The 18,500-nt window shown below is 49.9% G+C and carries 18 protein-coding genes; 7 read left to right on the forward strand and 11 right to left on the reverse strand.

What is annotated here, in order from left to right; all coding sequences use genetic code 11:
• Nucleotides 1-453 precede the first annotated feature (453 nt).
• A complete protein-coding gene (locus tag ACYVAM_RS21975; RefSeq protein WP_461071046.1) occupies nucleotides 454-1,137 on the forward strand; it encodes a hypothetical protein in 684 nt (227 codons plus the stop codon).
• Nucleotides 1,138-1,336: 199 nt separating this feature from the next.
• On the forward strand, nucleotides 1,337-2,386 hold the full coding sequence (locus ACYVAM_RS21980) for a methyltransferase (protein ID WP_461071048.1): 1,050 nt from the start codon (nucleotides 1,337-1,339) through the stop codon (nucleotides 2,384-2,386).
• Nucleotides 2,387-2,395: 9 nt separating this feature from the next.
• Here the strand turns inward: ACYVAM_RS21980 and ACYVAM_RS21985 are convergent, their stop codons facing one another.
• The 7 genes from ACYVAM_RS21985 to ACYVAM_RS22015 form a co-directional block, all read right to left on the reverse strand.
• The gene (locus ACYVAM_RS21985) at nucleotides 2,396-3,001 is read right to left on the reverse strand and encodes a DUF1684 domain-containing protein (RefSeq protein WP_461071050.1); all 606 of its coding nucleotides are present in this window, start codon (nucleotides 2,999-3,001) and stop codon (nucleotides 2,396-2,398) included.
• A gap of 123 nt (nucleotides 3,002-3,124) precedes the next feature.
• Nucleotides 3,125-5,881 carry a sialate O-acetylesterase gene (locus ACYVAM_RS21990; RefSeq protein WP_461071052.1) on the reverse strand — a complete coding sequence of 919 codons (2,757 nt, stop codon included), beginning with the start codon at nucleotides 5,879-5,881 and terminating at the stop codon, nucleotides 3,125-3,127.
• A 643-nt stretch (nucleotides 5,882-6,524) separates the two neighbouring features.
• Nucleotides 6,525-6,893 carry a VOC family protein gene (locus tag ACYVAM_RS21995; RefSeq protein ID WP_461071054.1) on the reverse strand — a complete coding sequence of 123 codons (369 nt, stop codon included), beginning with the start codon at nucleotides 6,891-6,893 and terminating at the stop codon, nucleotides 6,525-6,527.
• 1 nt (nucleotide 6,894) lies between these two features.
• Complete coding sequence (locus ACYVAM_RS22000) at nucleotides 6,895-7,932, reverse strand: aldo/keto reductase (protein WP_461071056.1); 1,038 nt, start codon at nucleotides 7,930-7,932, stop codon at nucleotides 6,895-6,897.
• 154 nt (nucleotides 7,933-8,086) lie between these two features.
• Entirely contained in the window at nucleotides 8,087-8,749 is a 663-nt protein-coding gene (locus ACYVAM_RS22005) for a mannitol dehydrogenase family protein (RefSeq protein ID WP_461071058.1), read from the reverse strand.
• 148 nt (nucleotides 8,750-8,897) lie between these two features.
• Nucleotides 8,898-9,209, reverse strand: a complete 312-nt coding sequence (locus tag ACYVAM_RS22010) for a hypothetical protein (RefSeq protein ID WP_461071060.1) — start codon at nucleotides 9,207-9,209, stop codon at nucleotides 8,898-8,900.
• A 29-nt stretch (nucleotides 9,210-9,238) separates the two neighbouring features.
• Entirely contained in the window at nucleotides 9,239-9,409 is a 171-nt protein-coding gene (locus tag ACYVAM_RS22015; protein ID WP_461071062.1) for a hypothetical protein, read from the reverse strand.
• Nucleotides 9,410-9,834: 425 nt separating this feature from the next.
• On the opposite strand from ACYVAM_RS22015, the gene ACYVAM_RS22020 reads away from it, so the two are divergent.
• On the forward strand, nucleotides 9,835-10,887 hold the full coding sequence (locus ACYVAM_RS22020; protein ID WP_461071064.1) for a LacI family DNA-binding transcriptional regulator: 1,053 nt from the start codon (nucleotides 9,835-9,837) through the stop codon (nucleotides 10,885-10,887).
• 167 nt (nucleotides 10,888-11,054) lie between these two features.
• On the opposite strand, the gene ACYVAM_RS22025 is transcribed toward ACYVAM_RS22020, so the two are convergent.
• The 3 genes from ACYVAM_RS22025 to ACYVAM_RS22035 form a co-directional block, all read right to left on the reverse strand.
• Nucleotides 11,055-11,291: a DUF4926 domain-containing protein gene (locus ACYVAM_RS22025; RefSeq protein ID WP_461071066.1), complete on the reverse strand. Its 237-nt coding sequence runs from the start codon at nucleotides 11,289-11,291 to the stop codon at nucleotides 11,055-11,057.
• A 124-nt stretch (nucleotides 11,292-11,415) separates the two neighbouring features.
• Nucleotides 11,416-11,610 (reverse strand): DUF6883 domain-containing protein, encoded by a 195-nt coding sequence (locus tag ACYVAM_RS22030; RefSeq protein ID WP_461071068.1) that lies wholly within the window; start codon nucleotides 11,608-11,610, stop codon nucleotides 11,416-11,418.
• A gap of 142 nt (nucleotides 11,611-11,752) precedes the next feature.
• Complete coding sequence (locus ACYVAM_RS22035; RefSeq protein WP_461071070.1) at nucleotides 11,753-14,233, reverse strand: ribonucleoside-diphosphate reductase subunit alpha; 2,481 nt, start codon at nucleotides 14,231-14,233, stop codon at nucleotides 11,753-11,755.
• A gap of 606 nt (nucleotides 14,234-14,839) precedes the next feature.
• Here ACYVAM_RS22035 and ACYVAM_RS22040 point away from each other — a divergent pair.
• The 4 genes from ACYVAM_RS22040 (at nucleotide 14,840) to ACYVAM_RS22055 (ending at nucleotide 17,977) form a co-directional block, all read left to right on the forward strand.
• On the forward strand, nucleotides 14,840-15,112 hold the full coding sequence (locus ACYVAM_RS22040) for a type B 50S ribosomal protein L31 (RefSeq protein WP_460937723.1): 273 nt from the start codon (nucleotides 14,840-14,842) through the stop codon (nucleotides 15,110-15,112).
• Nucleotides 15,113-15,308: 196 nt separating this feature from the next.
• Complete coding sequence (locus tag ACYVAM_RS22045) at nucleotides 15,309-16,058, forward strand: acyl-[acyl-carrier-protein] thioesterase (protein ID WP_461071072.1); 750 nt, start codon at nucleotides 15,309-15,311, stop codon at nucleotides 16,056-16,058.
• Nucleotides 16,059-16,139: 81 nt separating this feature from the next.
• Entirely contained in the window at nucleotides 16,140-17,048 is a 909-nt protein-coding gene (locus ACYVAM_RS22050) for a 2-oxoadipate dioxygenase/decarboxylase family protein (protein WP_461071685.1), read from the forward strand.
• An 89-nt stretch (nucleotides 17,049-17,137) separates the two neighbouring features.
• A complete protein-coding gene (locus tag ACYVAM_RS22055; RefSeq protein WP_461071074.1) occupies nucleotides 17,138-17,977 on the forward strand; it encodes a sugar phosphate isomerase/epimerase family protein in 840 nt (279 codons plus the stop codon).
• A gap of 52 nt (nucleotides 17,978-18,029) precedes the next feature.
• Here ACYVAM_RS22055 and ACYVAM_RS22060 read toward each other — a convergent pair whose 3' ends face one another.
• Nucleotides 18,030-18,464 carry a hypothetical protein gene (locus tag ACYVAM_RS22060; RefSeq protein ID WP_461071076.1) on the reverse strand — a complete coding sequence of 145 codons (435 nt, stop codon included), beginning with the start codon at nucleotides 18,462-18,464 and terminating at the stop codon, nucleotides 18,030-18,032.
• Nucleotides 18,465-18,500 lie beyond the last annotated feature (36 nt).

An 18,500-nucleotide genomic window follows, 5' to 3' on the forward strand; every position in this document is an offset into this window, starting at 1 on the left:
ACCATCGTATCGATGCGCCTGCGCCGATCAGCCAATGCCACCTCTCATGAGAGGTGGCATTTTCTTTTATTGGCCAACTACAGTCACATCAGTTAGTGGCTACTCATCAGCAATCTACACAGGGAAGACAGTTAACGCTACAAAAAAACGCGTTTTTCGTTTGCACTATTTCAAGACAAGGGGAAGCGACCCTATAAATTATGGGCCGTAAAATAAATAGGCGTTTTAGCCTCTGTCTACTCTGAAAACAGAAAAATACAACTCTACTTTCTTCTTCTCCTGTCAATTCTATTCCATCCAGATATAATGAAAAATTAGAAATAGGACAATTTTTTAGCACAAAACAAGGCATCCACTAATCTATTATATTGAAACAAAGGCCAGAACGTCTACCTGGAAACTAAGGGGTGGTTTTTGCGCAATTTCAGTTATACAACCTAAACATTGAGCAGTATGAAAACAGTATACACGTTCATATTTTCGGCATTTTTTGTACTTTTCTCACTTACAAAGGCCAACGCATTTTATCCGAAAGTCATCTGGCATACGGGCCATATCGAGCTTTGGGATAGAACCGACCTAGAGGGTGACTTATCCTATAACTGGGCCGCCGAAATGGTGTCAATCCGTCAGGAAGATGGCCGCATTCGTACCTTCTCCGCCAATCAGGTGGCCCGGTTCGGGTGGTTCGATTATTCACAGCATAAACTGAGAAATTTTATTTCGCTGGTAAAACCCGTTGATAAAGACGTTACTAATCAGGCATTTTATGAAGTCTGCATGGATGGTTCATTAACCGTCATTCGTCGGCTACGCCAGTCGCATGGATTATTGAAACGTCTGCTCAGCCATCCGGCCCACGCGACCGATCAGCCCAGCCTGTCGCAGGATATGGACCACTTTGACTACTTCGTTTATGATGCCGGTCGGCTGCTGGCCTTGAATCGGTTTTACATTGACATTTATGAGCCCCTCATGACGACGTATAAGAAAGAACTGAGCCAGTATGTTCAAACCCATAATATAAACGACCGGTCACTGCCGGGACGCCTGGTGTTGATCGATCGCTACAACTGGTTTGTACAGCACGATTCGAAAGCCGCTTCGGCCAAGGGCATGGCATATGCCCCTAATTGATCAGGTTGTGATGTAGAAGTTCACCGTGGTTCATGAGGACACGAACTACATTCGCGTCAGCAGAACCGGCCAATCAAGTAATGGAGAAGATGCAGACCGGGGACTAGAGAAACTGCCCTCAAAAACACTATTTAAGAAACCGCTAGTATCTTTGGCGTTCCCCGAACTGGCTAATTCGGTCAGTAAACGTAGAACGAAAATGCTCAACACCCCTCAACTCGATCTGGCCCCTATTACGCGACATCTACGGGCTATGTATGGCTCACGCTTATTAGTTGCCGCCGTTCACCACCTGCATGTGTTCGATCAGTTAAACGATGAGCCGCTTTCTTTGGCAGAAATCAGCCATCGACTCGGCCTGCGTGAACGCCCGGCCATGGTTCTCTTTCCAGCCCTTTGCGCCATGGAACTTCTTGCTTACGACGAAGCTGGAAAATTATCCATTACTGAATTGGGCCGTTACCTGACGCAATCGCAAACGCCTAACCTAACGGGTTACACAGGCTTGGAAAAAGACGATACCGGTGTTGTAGAAATGGCCACCCGGCTCCTGAACGACGGGCCAATGGATGCACCAGAGGGCATTTCATTTGTAAAAGAAGGAGAAGGCCCCTCTCCTATGGACGATCCGGAACTGGCCCGCAAATTCACGCTGGGTCTGGCCGGACGGGCCAGACACCTGTCGCCGATTGTGGCGTCAAAGCTCACAAAGCGCGAAGGGCATTTGCTCGACGTCGCTGGGGGAACGGGCTTTTACACCTACGAATGGCTATTGGCCAACCCCAACTCAACGGCAACTATATTCGACCGGCCAGCCGTGCTGGCCGTAGCCGCCGAAATACTGGCCGAATTTAGCCGCAGCGGCCGTCCGGGAGCTGATAACCTGTCGGATCGGGTACGCTTTCTGCAGGGCGATATGCTAACCGACGAGCTTCCGCAAACGGATATTTTATTGGCCGCCAGCCTCTTCCACGACTGGCCTACGCCAACCTGTCAATCGCTGGCGCATCGCTTTGCGTCGGCCCTGCACGCTGGTGGAGAATTGTGGGTACACGATGCCTTTCTGAACGATACACTCGATGGGCCGCTGCCCGTAACCGACTATTCTGCCCAACTTTTCTGGGGAACCAAAGGCCGCTGCTACAGCCGGGCCGAATACAGAGGCTGGCTCACCGAAGCGGGCCTAACCCCAACTGCTGAAAACATCCCGACGCAAATGGATTATGGGCTGATCTGGGCGAAGAAATGAAGCCATTCCTCAATGATCCTTCCCGAACGTCTTCTCTCCGGCTTCAACGGAAACCGTCAGCAGGTTGTTTTTGGGCGGGATTGGGCACGGATACCCCTCCTTGAAAGCGCAGTAGGGATTGTAGGCTTTGTTGAAATCCAGCGTCACGCGGCCGTTCTGAATATCGCCTGTGCGTAAATCAAGGTAACGACCGCCCCCGTAGGTTTCTTTTCCTGACGTAGCGTCCTTAAAGGGTAGAAACAGGTAATCGCGAAATTCCGGTATTCGGATGACATTCAGGTTCCGGTAAAGCGTCAACAGCTGCGGCTTCCCATTGAGCACGAATGACAGCAAGGCATAAGCCACATGTGGCCTCGTCTTGCCATTATAAGTTGGCATCTCGAAAGGTTCTGCATTCGGAATTCGTTCGACCGTAGCGGTTACGCGATAGGTGGAGTCGGCTGCGTAAAACTGGACATACGCTAGATCGGCCTCGGCGGTTAGTGGTCCACCCGCAGAAGCCATAAGGTCTTTTTTATAGGTCTCCCGGTGTTTGGCAAGCGCGTCAGCGAAAGGGGTTTGCCCCATCGCTACTCCGGTTAACAGACTAACCAGCAGAATAACTAGAAGACGCATATAGAATTCAGTCAGGAAGTAAAAACGGGCGATTTACTGCCCACTATTCTGACCAAAGATACGGAATGATCGGGAAGGTCAGCCGAATAGCTTTGTGGCTAATCGGGCTGACCTTCCCGATTTTTATTGTTTAAGTAGTTTCAGACTGGACATGTGTCGGCCATCGGCCTCTATCCGCAACAAGTACAGCCCCGTCTTGAACTGGCTAACATCAACTTTAAGCTGGTTTGCCACTGTGGTATAGCTCAGCGATTGTATCAGTCCATCCATGGTAGCGATACTTACCGTCAACTTCGCTTTCTGATAGGCAGCCGGGATAGTCACCAGCGCATAATCAGTCGTTGGGTTGGGAAGCAGCCGCCAGGCCAGCGCTTCTTCTTCGGCCGATAAGGTAGCCAACCGGGCACCGCCATTGCAGTATACGGTCGTGGTCTGGAACGGATTGCCCGCACCAACAATCTGTAATACAACCTGATGCGGACCAGCGTTTGTCAGATTACCCGGTGCATCGTAACTAAACGCATGTTGCCCATTATCACCAAAAGCCGTTGCCAGATCCTGGCGGTAGGTATTTGCGGTCAACGTTGTTACCAGCGTTCCATCCCAGCTGACGTTCACCTGCACCGGAGCATTGGGCGTGCCGGCATCCCTGGCCCAGCCATACTGCCGGTTGCAGTCCGAAATATCGACCCAACCCTGTGGGCTTACCAGCGTCGTGGGAGCGGGTGTAGGCGTAGGGGCCGGTGTGGTGGGGGCGGGCGTAGTTACAGGGGGCGTTGGTGGTGTAGGATCGGGCGTGGTGGTCGGGGGCGGTACAGCATTTCCGGCACAATTAAGGGTAAATGTACCGCCGTTCAACACATAACTGCTGTTCTGAACGCGCACCATCACATTAATATCACTACCGGTTTTCAAGGCAGCGGGTGTATCAAAATTATATCCGTGGTAGCCATTGCCTTTCCCGGCCGCAACCAGATCGGACCGAAATTGAGAAGCAGTTTGCGTAGAAATAACCCGCCCGCCCGCAACGACCTCAAGAACAACGGCGTCATTGGCCGCTGAACTATTATATACCCAGCCATTTAAGGTAGAACATCCCTTTCCGTCCACATACCCTTCATACGTGCCGTTCGCCGTTATCTGCCCGTCACTAACGACTAATGTCGCTGTTGTTTCCGCATACAGATTGCCGGGGTCAGTGGCGCGGATCCGTATGGTGTAGGTTCCGGTCTCGGAGGGTGTCCCGCTGATGGTCAGACCTGATGCCGACAAACCAGCCGGTAAACCACTGATCGTATATACCAGGGCTGCATTTTCAGGATCGGTAAACGTGTTGGTTGGAATCGTTACGTCATACCGTTGATTCCGCGTTGCAACGCCCAGGTTCACCGAAGCAGTCACCGCTGGGGCCTGGTTCGAGGAGGGGGGCGGTGTTGGGTTTGTTGGGTTCTCCGATGGTCTGTCACCGGTTTTGTGCGCCGTAAATAGTTCCGAGAATTCACCCGTCCAGGCGGGTGAGCTGGATTTTACCCGCACCTTCACCCGGCCATCTGCCCAAACCGGCAGCACAAAATCCAGCACATTACCGACCTGACTGGCGGGTACGTTACCCACCAAATCGCCCCCTTCGGTATACACGTCTATGGTGTACTGATTGCCGGAGTTGATGGGTGCCGTAACCATGTAGGGGAGTTGAATATGCTCACCGCCATTGCGATTGATCGGAAATACATAACCCGCCGTAATGCTGGGTGTGGTGGAAGGTTGGCTTGGCTGGCATTGCGAAAAGAATGAATCGGAAAGCGCCTGATTCCACCAGTCAGCGACCTGAGGGTAGACCGAATCTTTAAAGTGCAACCCATCCGACCGCCAGTCGGGCCCCGTAAAGCCATCTGTCGATATGCCCGGAAAGCAGTTATTGATCTGACCGATAAGCTGCTCCTGGGCGTTGATTATGTTTTGATCGTAGTCATGCCCATTTCCAGGGAAGTACGATACCTTGGAAATGACCCAGCTCAGGGCACCCATACCCGACTGCGACCGGCTCTTGTTAATAACGGTTGTCAGGTTATTGACGTATTCTCCCTGCGAACTGACATTATTATCGGATTCTCCCTGATGCCACAAAACTGCCCGAACGCCACTGCGCTTGATGTAATACATGATGGCCACCCCGAATGGACGATACGGAGACGATTTGTTGAACGAGGCAACATTTTCGGCTCCATTGGCGGCATCACGCCATTCCGATGAGGAAGTCGCCCCGTAGGAAGCACCCAGAAACATGACCGGAACACCCAGACGAGCCACCAGTCGATCGCCCAGACCACCCCAGATGTACATGGCTCCATGCGGGCCCGACTGCGCCCCATTTCCGGCCTGTACCATTTGTTTGGGCAATGCCGTTTCGTCAATATTGCCCGCAGGCCAGTTGTAATAGCCCAGCACCGATACCCGGTCATCCTGCGCGTTGAGGTTATTGGCGTAAGGCGAGCCGTATTGATTCGACTGGCCAGCCGTAATGAAGACTTCACCCACCCCTACCCGGTCGAGCGTCCAGTTTCCCACTTCGGAACCACCGGCCAGCGCCCGAACCTGAAGACTATACCAGCCACCGGTTAGCGTAAGGGAACCGGAAAAAGCACCATTACTGGCCGAGCCAATGGTTGTCCAGTCTACTGATTGACCACCATTGATAGCCGTGGCTTTGACCTGAAAGCTGGAGGCTGATGTTGGGCAATTGCCCTGAACGGGAACCTGGGCGTGGTTGCCATTATCGCGTTGGAAAACCATCCGGGAAAGCGGCATGGTAATCTGTGAGTAGCCAAGAAGGGGTAGTAAGAAGAAGAGCGTAGAGATGGTACAGAGGGCACGATTCATTGGATAAAGCAACCTGATAATGGAAAACAATTAAAAATTAGTCATCAATTGGCTGGGTTAGAAGCAAGAATTTAAAGGGGCCAACGGAGGCTCCGTAATGTATTTGTCGGTTGGTTTTTATTGGCTGCCAGCATGTGGTTACTGGCTCTTGTGAGGCTATTCTACGCTTATTGAAGAATACGACAAGGATAAGGGACCGTAAAAAAAGACACCTAGTTGTACCCAAAACACGTTAGTGCTTTATGCGCTGGTGTCACTTATTTACAGATTGTGTGGAAAGCAAATTCCTAGTATATAGGATTACTGTACATTTAACGCAAAAAACGGCTGTAGCATATATTGATTAAACGGCATAAAAAGCAATAAATCAAATTAGTCAATAAAGGGGCTGGGCAAAACCGCTACTTTCTTTACCCGTTTATTCCAGGAATTTCGTGCATACCAGCGTTTAAACGTATAAAAATGGCTTACCGATAGGTAGCCAATTAAGCTCTCAAATACAACTCAGAATTTTAATAAATTTTTAATACAACCAAGCAGGGCTCTGGCGTTGACCCAAATTATTATGGGTCAACGCCAGAGCCCTGAACGTTTAGATTTCACCTTTACGGGGAGCTATGTCACCCCGTGCTAACTAAGGCAGTTATACGTTTGGCTCGTCAATAAACTCGAGCAACTCGATACGGTTGCCGAACGGATCGCGGAAGAAAAACCGTTGTCGCCCATCAATGTCTGACGAGTATGATATAGCGACTCCTTTCTGTTCCAGCTCATGCTTCGCTCCGGCCAGGTTATCGACTTCAAACGCGGGATGCCGTAACGACAAGCTTGCTGGCGGCTCTTCCCGCAGATGCAACTGAATACCGGCTATGTCGAACCAGATGGCTCCTCCGGGATGCTCACCCGGAATTTCAGTTAGACTCAGTACCTGACTGTAAAAAGCTCTGGCTTCATCCGTTTTTCCTTCCGGAATCGGCAAAAGAATATGATCCAAGCGGGTAAACTGAATCATGTTAGTAGAACGTTGGGGGTGGATTCAACGTCAGGTTCTGGCGTTGGTGCCAATACGGATAAATAGTGGGCACCTCGCTGGCGGCATCCAGTTTCTTTACCTGTTCGATGGTCAGATTCCAGCCGACAGCATCCAGATTTTGCCTGAGCTGTTCTTCATTTCGGGCACCAATGATGATGCTCGATACCGTTGGGCGTTGCAGCAGCCAGTTTAGCGACACCTGTGCCACCGACTTGCCGGTTTCGGCCGCTATTTCTTCCAGTGCATCGGTAATGCTATAGAAGACCTCTTCAGAAACTGCCGACTGCGGCACCGGACTTTTTCCCTCAGACACCCGTCCTTCGGTTGGTGCGGGCTTGTTGCGCCCGTATTTTCCGCCTAAACGGCCACCCGCCAGTGGGCTCCAGATAAAGGCCCCTACTTTTTGGTCGAGACCAAGGGGCATCAGTTCCCATTCATATTCCCGGTTCACCAGCGAATAATAAACCTGGTGAGCCACGAACCGATTCCAGCCGTATTTTTCGGAAATGGCCAGCGATTTCATCAGATGCCAGCCCGAGTAGTTCGAGCAGGCAATGTAACGAACCTTGCCGCTCTGGACCAGATCGTCCAGCGTACGCATCGTTTCTTCCAGCGGAGTAACCCCGTCGAAACCATGCATGTGGTAAATGTCGATGTAATCGGTTTTCAGGCGTTTCAAACTGCCTTCGCACTGCCTCAGCAAGTGAAAACGGGATGATCCCTGATTGTTGGGGCCTTCGCCAAAGGGAAACGTAGCCTTCGTCGAGATGAATAGCTCATCGCGTTTTCCGGCAATGGCTTTACCCAGAATTTCTTCCGAAAGCCCGTCCGAATAAATATCGGCGGTGTCGAACAGGTTTACGCCAGCATCGAGGCACAGATTGACCAGCCGGGTAGCTTCGTCCACCTGAGTACTGCCCCAGCCCTTGAAAAATTCATTTCCACCCCCAAAGGTTGCCGTGCCAAAGCTCAAAACGGGCACTTGTAATCCCGATCCACCCAGTTGTCTGTAGTCCATGTTTACATCATTTTCAGACAAAACTCTCTCGCTCCGGTAAAGGTTGTTTTCCAGGACGTGTTCTTTTCCCGTTTCTTCTACGGCGCGTGCGGACACTAGCCGCTTAGGGCGATATTAATAGATCGAGGATACACATCCATAAACCCGCCTTGAGTCAGGCGGTTGCCCCTTTTTGCAGCTCAGCGTCTTCTTCCCGGAAAGCACACAGGGTTTGTTTCAGCGAAAAGGCAAGCCCATAGCAGGCAATCTGTTTGCGGTACGATTTGTAGGGAGCCACAAACTGGGGAAACGACGTTAAATTCGCAGGGGCCAAAGGCGAAATAGCCAGCACAGACAGTACATCGCCCTCTTTCAGCATCGCCCAGTCGGCATCGGTAAGTTGGGGCTCATCGACCAGATAGTCCTGCCCTTTATCGTCGACGCCCGCTTGCAGGTAATGACCATAAGCCGCCAGCAGAAACGCCAGCGACGATATATCTTTCCCCCGTTCGAGCCGGTCGAGCAAGGTTGGAATGACAAACTCCTGTAGCCTGGATGCTCCGTCGCGGCATAGGCGGCTCAGCGAATCGCCTTCTGTCGGCTTCGACAGGCAATTCAGTAACTGGACAATAGATTCTTCTACATCGTCTGAAAGCGCCAGCGAGGCCAGTGATTTGCCCGTTGTCGTTAAAAACGTACGCAGATAGGTATTGATGTGTCCATCTCCCATAGCTTCCTGCACGGTTCGATGCCCGGCCAGAAAAGCCGGATACGCCAGTACGCTATGCGAAGCATTGACGAGGGGGCGCGTGGAGGCCTCCTGAGTGATTGTAAACATACAGAACGAATGTTGAAGGTTGTTGACGTCGACTTGGTAGGTGCCTGTGTTTACCCTACAGGCCATAGACAGCAACACGAACGCACCGGAGAAATACACCCGCCGGTCTTCGTGCTGTCGTCTACGCCTGATAGGTAAAGAACGTTACTTACGCGAAAAAACTAGGTCTTCCGAACATGCCTGCTGGTTGCCAGCTGGCATCCCGACGGCGCAACGCCTGGGCGATGGTAATTATTTGATCGGCTAGCTTCCCTTGCTCTTCAATATCGGCCTGATTGTAGTTTTTTTGACGACCCGGTTCCCACTCGAACAACTCAGTCTTGGCATCATAGATACCAACGGGAACCCGTTTTGTATTTTTTGAAAGGTTTTGTAAAACGGACATGGCTTCTGAATGAGTAGATGAGCCAATGTGATGATATTGTCCGTTAAGCATATATAAAACAGAGAAACGATTCATGTTGATGAAAATTAAGTGAATACAACGGCTTAGCGATTGCCAGCCAGAAAAGACCCGCCGAATGGGGTCTGGTGACGGGTCAGTGCCTCGAACACCCCGGCATGCCGGTTGATAAATGTTAAAATTGATTCCCGAACCAGGCTCCGCAGATTGCCTGCCGTTCCCTGGGTCGTTGTTGTATGATCGTGTATGATGTTCATCTTTTTGCTTGTTTAACGGTCCATGTCGGCAAGGCCCTTTGTACGTACCCGGGTTTCCCGACGAATGGTCCTGCTGACAGGCCGGTGAATGTCCTTTTTATTGGTTTTCTGAGCGGGCATCTGACTCCTCTACGCTTATACACGCCCTCGATAATCTGCTCTTACTAAGCCAATTCGGATCGACATGCCACTGGTTTGTCAGCTATAAAACCCGAACAAAATTAGTTTGGTTTAAACGTTTCAACCGTTTAGGGCCAAAGCATCAAAAGTTCTTTATATAGCGGCCTAACAATCACAAAATAATACAATTATAAGTGCAATTTTATTCTTTTTCTATGAATATGGTTTATCTGAAAGCGAAGTGTAAACAATCGAATTGTTTAAACGATTAAATTATTTATTGACTTTTTCCTATGTTTGCCACCATGACCAGGAAGACCTCGCTGAAGGATATTGCTCAGTTGGTGGGCGTTTCAACAACGCTCGTTTCATATGTCCTTAATAACCAGAAGATAAACCGAATCAATAAACAAGTGGCCGAGAAAATCAGGGAAGTGGCCAAGTCCTTGAACTATCAGCCCAATCAGATTGCCAAGAGCCTAAAGACCAATAAAACCGCCACGATTGGGCTAGTAGTATCCGATATTTCGAATCCATTTTCATCCTCGCTGGCGCGTATTATTGAAGATGTAGCCGATACCCAGAACTATACGGTTCTTTTTGGCAGCTCAGACGAAAAGCCACAGAAGGCCCAAAAGCTGATTACAACCTTGCTCAACCGGCAAGTCGATGGCCTGTTGATTGCGCCCCCCGAAGGTATTGAGCCCCAGCTAGCCGACTTGCAACAGCAAGGCATTCCGTTTGTGCTAATTGACCGCTATTTTCCGGACCTTAAAACCAATTATGTGGCTTTAGACAATTATGGGGCCATTTATACAGCCGTGCAGCACCTGATCGATTCAGGCTATCGGCGAATTGGCTTGGTCACCTTTCAGACGGGCCTGATCACCCTGCAGGATCGCAAACGAGGTTACCTGTCGGCTCTAAAAGACAATCTTGTTCCGATCCGGAAAACGTGGGTGAAAGAATTAGGCATCGGGTCAATAGAGGCCGATGTCAGAAAGGCCGTGACCGATCTTACCACAGGTTCTAAACCCGTCGATGCACTTCTGTTTGCATCCAATACCATAGCCTTGTATGGGTTGCAGCAGCTCAACGCCTTACAGCGGAGCGTTCCCGAAGACATTGCCGTTGTCAGCATCGATCAGGCCGAAGCCTACAACCTGTTTCAAACGCCGATAACGTACATTAAGCAGCCCCTGCAGGAAATGGGCCAGTTAGCCACTAAAATTCTGCTGGATGCTATCAAGAAAAATAACACCATCACGCAGGCCAATCTGGAGGGCGAGTTGGTCATTCGGGATTCAACACGAGCGATTGTGAAGGAAAACTTAGGTGAGATCATGCTGATGCAATAACAGCTAAAATCTATGGCCAATAAAAGCCGCATGTTGGGCGTAGTTACAAACTACGCTCTAGTGCGATCCGATCAGAGACCAGAATAATGATAATCCTGTATAGAATACTTCGGTCGGAGATCGGATAACGCCAGGACGTAGCCACAGATTACGTTCAACAATAGTTGCTAGGCAGCCCGTTCAACATCTATATAATGTAGAATCGCCCTGCTTTCATCAACTTTCTTAATTTGGTCAACAGTAAGCGTTTCAACAGCTATGGTATCTCCCTTTGCATTGACGAATTCAACTTCGTAGCGGGTACCACTTTGATAAACATGAGCGATTGTCCCAACATCACCCCGCCTTAGGCTAACGGTTGGCAAATCTGTAAGCAGCACAACTAAGTCATTTTCCTGAATCATTGGCGTATTAGTTTGGATAGGCTGTTACAAGTCGGGGGTAAGTATCGGGTGGCTCTATAACCCAGACTGTTTTCAATTCATATTGCTTACCAATAACGACGTACTTTATCCCATCTTCATTAAACTACTCGTTGACAACTACACCCATACGAGCAAGTTCTAATAGTGCTATTCGCAGGTTTTCCACATTACTAAGATCAAAACCAACCAAATTGAAAAACCTTGCTTTACCTCTATTCTGCGGATGGGTGTGATTCAACAAGTAAGTACTCAGTTTTGCATCTGGAATATACGCGTGCTGATAGTTCGGTAAATTCACCAATTTTACTGGTTATTGATAGATAGATATAAAGCTAGTAGTCTTATTCTTGTCTTATAAACTAATGCCATTGCAGTCTAAGGGATATAGAGCAAAAAAGCCCTGATTCCAGGGCTTTTTTGCTTATGTAACTTCATTTTTTCTAGCTTCCGCACATCTCACAACCTTCCGGATCGTCCAGCGAGCAGGTCATGGCGGCATACTGCTGTTCGAGGTCCGTTACCATCGGTACGGGTTGTGGCGTCGCGTTCTGCGCGTGATCCTTGGCGTATTGCACATAATCGAGCGGACGTTCGACGGTGACGGCTTCGGCCATCACCGGCTCCAGTTGTGGCTCGGCTTGTGGCTGCACCACCGTAAACTTCACCGCGTCGGAAGCGGCTTTCGTGCGGAGGTAATACATACCCGTTTTCAGACCCGCTTTCCAGGCGTAGAAGTGCATGGATGTCAGCTTGCCGAAGTTCGAATCCTGAATGTGAATGTTCAGCGACTGCGACTGACAGATGTAGGCACCCCGGTCGGCGGCCATGTCGATGATGTGCTTCTGCTTAATCTCCCAAACCGTTTTATACAGGTCTTTGATGTTCTGCGGAATGTTCGGAATCGCCTGGATCGAGCCGTTGGCCAGAATCAGGTTATTCTTCATGGCATCGTTCCATAGACCCAGTTTAACGAGATCTTTGAGCAGGTGTTTGTTCACCACGACAAACTCGCCCGACAACACGCGACGGGTGTAAATGTTGCTCGTGTACGGCTCGAAACACTCGTTGTTACCCAGAATCTGCGAGGTTGACGCTGTTGGCATCGGAGCCAGCAGCAGCGAGTTCCGAACGCCGTGTTCGACAACGTCCTTCCGCAGGCTTTCCCAATCCCAGCGACCTGACTTTGGTTTTACGCCCCACATATCGAACTGGAAAATACCTTCCGAAATTGGTGAGCCCTTCCAGGTTTCGTAGGGACCTTCCTCTCTAGCCTGCTCCATCGACGACGTCATGGCGCCAAAGTAAATGGTCTCGAAGATATCTTCGTTCAGTCGACGCGCTTCGTCCGATTCGAATGGCATCCGAAGCATAATGAACGCATCGGCCAGCCCCTGTACGCCCAATCCAATTGGCCGGTGACGCATGTTGCTCCGACGGGCTTCTTCGACTGGGTAATAGTTAATGTCGATGATTTTGTTGAGGTTGCGGGTGGCGGTTCGGGTCACCTCATACAACTTCTGGTGATCGAAACGCATGATTCCATCGGGATCACGCTTGATGAACTTCGGCAACGCAATAGACGCCAGGTTACAAACCGCAATTTCGTCAGGCGCTGTGTACTCGATGATTTCGGTACAGAGGTTCGATGACTTGATGGTACCAAGGTTCTTCTGGTTCGACTTTTTGTTGGCCGCATCTTTATACAGCATGTAAGGCGTGCCGGTTTCGGTTTGCGATTCCAGAATTTTGAACCACAACTCCTGGGCTTTGATTGTCCGGCGGGCACGGCCTTCGCGCTCGTAGCGCGTATACAATGCTTCAAACTCGTCGCCGTAGCAATCAGCCAGACCGGGGCACTCGTGGGGGCAGAACAACGACCAGACATCGTCATCTTCTACCCGCTTCATGAACAGATCGGGCGTCCAGAGCGCGTAGAATAAATCGCGGGCACGGCCTTCTTCTTTACCGGAGTTCTTTTTCAGATCCAGGAAATCGAACACATCGGCATGCCAGGGCTCCAGGTAGATTGCAAACGAACCTTTCCGCTTACCACCACCCTGATCCACGTAACGAGCTGTGTCATTAAAGACGCGCAGCATCGGTACGATCCCGTTCGATGTGCCGTTGGTGCCTTTGATATACGTACCCGTTGCCCGCACGTTGTGAATGCTCAGACCAATGCCGCCCGCCGATTGCGAAATCTTGGCCGTTTGTTTCAGCGTGTCATAAATACCGTCGATGGAGTCGTCCTTCATCGTCAGCAGGAAACAGCTCGACATTTGTGGTTTTGGCGTTCCGGCATTGAACAGGGTCGGCGTTGCGTGCGTAAACCACTTTTCGGAGAGCAGGTGGTACGTCTCAATGGCCGCATCGATATCTTCCTGGTGAATCCCAACGGCTACGCGCATGAGCATGTGCTGCGGACGTTCGGCAATCCGGCCGTCCAGCTTCAGCAAATAAGATTTTTCGAGTGTTTTATACCCGAAGTAATCATAGCCATAATCCCGGTCATAGATGATCGTCGAATCCAGAAGGGCTGCATGCTGACGCACAACGTCATACACCTCTTTGGAAATCAGCGAGGCATTTTCACCGGTTTTGGGGTCTTCGTACTGGTAGAGTTTTTTAATCGTTCCCGAAAATGACTTATTGGTCTCCTTATGCAGGTTCGAGATAGCAACCCGGGCAGCCAGAATAGCGTAATCCGGGTGCTTGGTCGTCATCGACGCGGCTGTTTCGGCAGCCAGGTTATCGAGTTCCGTGGTTTTCACCCCATCATAGAGACCACTAACGACCTTTACAGCGACCTCTACGGGCTGTACATAAGCGGGGTCGAGGCCATAACATAGTTTCTCGATCCGAGCGGTGATTTTGTCGAATTTAACCGACTCCCGGCGGCCATCGCGTTTAACTACAAACATGAGCGTTTGGGTTAGTTTTAGAGTATAAAAAAAATGACTAATTCAATTTCAGATAGACTTATACTGCGTACAGGCTTAACGGTAAGGTGTTTTTGCTCTTTCTGGAGGCTATCGATGCATACCATATCCGAATAAGATCAACTATAGCCAAAGGCTATTGCTGAATCGAATGGCGTTCTAAAGTTCTTTTGAAATAGACGGAAAAGCAACCCGGAAGGTTCGGGCATATTGATCAATCCTTGAAAGGTGCAACTCTACCAGGCAGGTTAAGAAATTGTTAAGGCGTCAGCGTTAGACACTTAGCAATATCCCATTGGAGAGATGATCTGGGAAATAAAAAAAATAGATTTTATTAATCGGGCGGCTGGACAAACTCCGTCCCGCCCTGTTCATTAGAGGAAGGATATTTTACTGGAAAAATAAGAAGAAAGAAAGAGAGCCACAAGGCTTTGTTACCGAATTATTAGGAAACGGCACAGATTTAGTTGCCTCATACTCACCTTATAAAAGAAGCTAAAAAAGGCTTTGCTATTCCAGTGAAAGACCGTACATTTGCAGTCCTTTTCGGTCGGAAACCGAGAAGATGATAAGAAACTGAGATTAATCATGAAAAAGGGCATTCACCCGGATTACCGCGAAGTGGTATTCCACGATCTGTCGAGCGATTATAAATTTCTGACTCGCTCGACCGTTCAGACCAAAGACACTATCGAGTATGAAGGCCAGACCTATCCGCTCGTAAAGATTGAAGTTAGCTCGCAGTCGCACCCTTTCTACACGGGTAAAAACGTACTGCTCGATACCGCCGGCCGTGTGGACAAGTTCCGCAAGCGTTACGGTACCAAAGAGAACGCAACGCCAACGTCGACTGCCCAGTAGTCATTTCGTTAGCAAGAAAAACTCCCCTGCTGCGGTCAACGCAACGGGGGAGTTTTTTTATGCCCTTTGATTCTTTTTTCACCATAGCTTTCATTAAGGCAAAAACTGTATTCATTACTTGTAGGCCATCCTTTAAAACAGATGACCATGGAGACCCGACTACCTCATGGATTCATATTAGTCGTAGTTTTACCGCATGGCTTTTATTCAGACAGACACCTTCACGCTGCGTGGCTACGAATGCGATGCGTTCGGGCGGATGAGCATTCCGGCCCTGATGAACCTGATGCAGGAGTCGGCCAATCGCAACGCCATTGATTATGGGATTGGTATTGCCGACCTGGCCCAAAAGGGCTTTGGCTGGATGCTGATGCGCTTCTGCCTCCGGATGCACCAATATCCGCGCTACGGCCAGACGATCCAGTTGATGACCTACCCTACGACGGTCGAAAAGTATTTTATTCATCGCGATTTCCGGGTCGTTGCGGAAGATGGAACCCTGTTGGCCGATGCCAGCAGTACGTGGCTTGTCTTCAGTATGGAAAAACGGAGTATGGTTGCGCTACCCGATTTTATTCGGAGCCTGAGCCCACCAACCAACGTTGATCCGTTACCCACTTTACCCACCAAACCCGATTTTCAAATGGCTGCGTTTTCGCCCACGGATACTAAACGGGTGGAGGTCGGTTGGTTGAGTATTGATCAGAATAAACACGTTAACAATGTGGCGTATGTGCAATGGCTGCTCGAAGCCGTTGACCCAGATATATTGCAGACGCGGGAAATCGCCGAAATTGACTTAGTTTACCGTACCGAAAGCCATTGGCACGATTGGCTGGAAATTCAGTCGATGGACGAGACTGGTTCGTCGATACGTCATCGGATCGTCCAGACCGAATCGGGCAAAGATGTTATCCTGGCCAGAAGCCGGTGGCGGGAAAGTTAAGTGGTTGTGGTTTATAGTTTGTAGTGGGCGGACCTACGAGATAACTATAAACCATAAATGATAAACCCACAACTGAAACACATGACCACTTCACCAACGACCACAACACTCGACGCTGTGATGAGCGGCCTGATGCGCCGATACAGCGAACGCGTTCCTGATGTACAGAAGGTGCTGGACGCCATGCTTGATGCGGGCGTTATCCAGTCGCCGGACGAGATTGAGAATGACCATATTGCCTTTCGGACAATGGGCGTACCCGACCTCGGCCTAGCCTCGTTCGAGAAAATATTCATGCATCTTGGCTACGAACGGCGCGATAGCTACAATTTCGTCGAGAAGAAATTGTCCGCTTACTGGTACAGCCCGCCTAGACCAGACTTACCCCGCATTTTTGCCAGCGAGCTGCGCGTCAACGAATTGTCGGAAGAAGCCCAGCGGATCATTCATCGCTACACGGACACGGTAACCAGCGATCCCGTCGACTCGCTGGACCTGGACGACGCCAAGGCAGTCGATCTGTTTCTGCACCAGCCACTTTGGGAAACGCCCACCCTGGCCGACTATCAGGCGCTGCTGAAGGAAAGTGAATACGCGGCCTGGGTGATTTATAACCGTTATTACCTGAATCATTTTACCATCAGCGTGCACAACCTCAAGCCGGGTTACAACACCATCGACGAGTTTGTGGCTTTTCTGCAGGAACGGGGTTTACGGCTCAATTCGGCGGGCGGCATCATTAAAGTTAGCCCGGACGGCGACCTGCGACAAGCCTCTACCGTGGCCCAGATGATCGATGCGGAGTTTGCCGATGGTGCAGTTTTCCGTATTGCGGGTTCGTATGTGGAGTTTGCCGAACGGCGTATTTTGCCCCCTTTCCGGCATCTCCCGGCCGATCAGATCACTCGCCAGCACCGGCGCGAAGGGTTCGAAACCGGCAATGCTGACAAAATTTTTGAAAGTACGTTCACCACCCAGACGGGTAAATAGATTATGGTTTAAAATTAGTTTGTAGTTTGTCGTTCGAAACGTAGAGCCCAGACAGACAACGAACGACAAACCACCAACGACAAACGAAGATGAACTCAAAATTTACCTGCTTACTCGCCGGACTACTCCTGAGTTGTTTGGTGGTACTGGCGCAAAAACCAGCCCCTGTGGGCCTACAACTGTACAGTTTCCGCACGCAATTCGCGAAAGATGTTCCGGGAACGATGGCGAAAGTAAAGGAAATGGGCTTCCGGGAAGCGGAGATTGCCGGAACATACGGACTGAGTTTACCTGATTTTCGCAAGTTGCTGGATCAGAATGGCATTAAAGCTATTAGTACGGGAGCCAGCTATGAAGACCTGGACAATAATGTACCAAAGATTATTGCCGAAGCCAAAGCACTGGGCGCTAAATACGTGGTTTGTACCTGGATTCCTCACGCGGGCGATGCGTTCACCATTTACGATGCCGACCGGGCCATCGATGTGTTCAATACGGCCGGTAAGCTCCTGGCCGAGAACGGGATAACGTTCTGCTACCACAACCACGGCTATGAGTTCCAGACCTACAAAGACGGTACATTTTTCGACTATTTAGCCGAAAACCTGGACCCCAAATCGGTTAATTTCGAGATGGACGTTTTTTGGGTGAAAGCACCCGGCTATGATCCGGTGGCCCTGTTGCAGAAATACCACAAACGGTTTCTGCTGATGCACCTGAAAGACCGGAAACCCGGCACTCCCGATAGTAACAATGGCCACTCCGACGTTGAGTCAAACGTGACGCTTGGGCAGGGCGATGTGAATATTGCAGCCATCATGAAGCAGGCCAAAAAATCGGGCGTGAAGCATTTTTTCATCGAAGACGAATCGTCGCGCTCGATGGAGCAAATGCTCCCAAGCCTGGCCTTTTTATCGGGGCTGAAATAATTAAAAGTAGAGCAAGTTGGCGCTATGACAAAAGGCATCGTCAGTAACCATTTTATTGCTTTTGTCCGGCGTAAACCTCCCGGTAAGTCGTGCCCTGATCTGTATAGGAATAGTCGATGGTAAACGTTTTCCCATCTGTAGTGCCTACTTTATTCAATCCGTAATAAATATCATAGGGAGCCGACGTGCCCTGCAGCTTTAGTTGGCCAAACGTATCGCTATAATCACTATAGCCCGTTTGTTTAATGGTGTAGGTCGTATAGATGACCGTAGCGGAGTCGCGCCGAGCTACAATTGTCCCGGATATCGCGTTAGCGGGTAATGTAATGTTATAAACACTTACACCGGCCGAATCGTAACGCAGATTAGTCATAGTATACGTACCGGATACTACCGTGGCCGGATCAGCGGGTGTAACGTCTGACTTTTTGCTACAGGCGGCAAAAGCCAGTGTAACGAAAATAAGGAGGGCGTACCGTTTTTTCATAGTTGATAACCTTTGTTTTGCCCTATACACCATATC

The sequence above is a fragment of the Spirosoma horti genome (assembly GCF_054776595.1).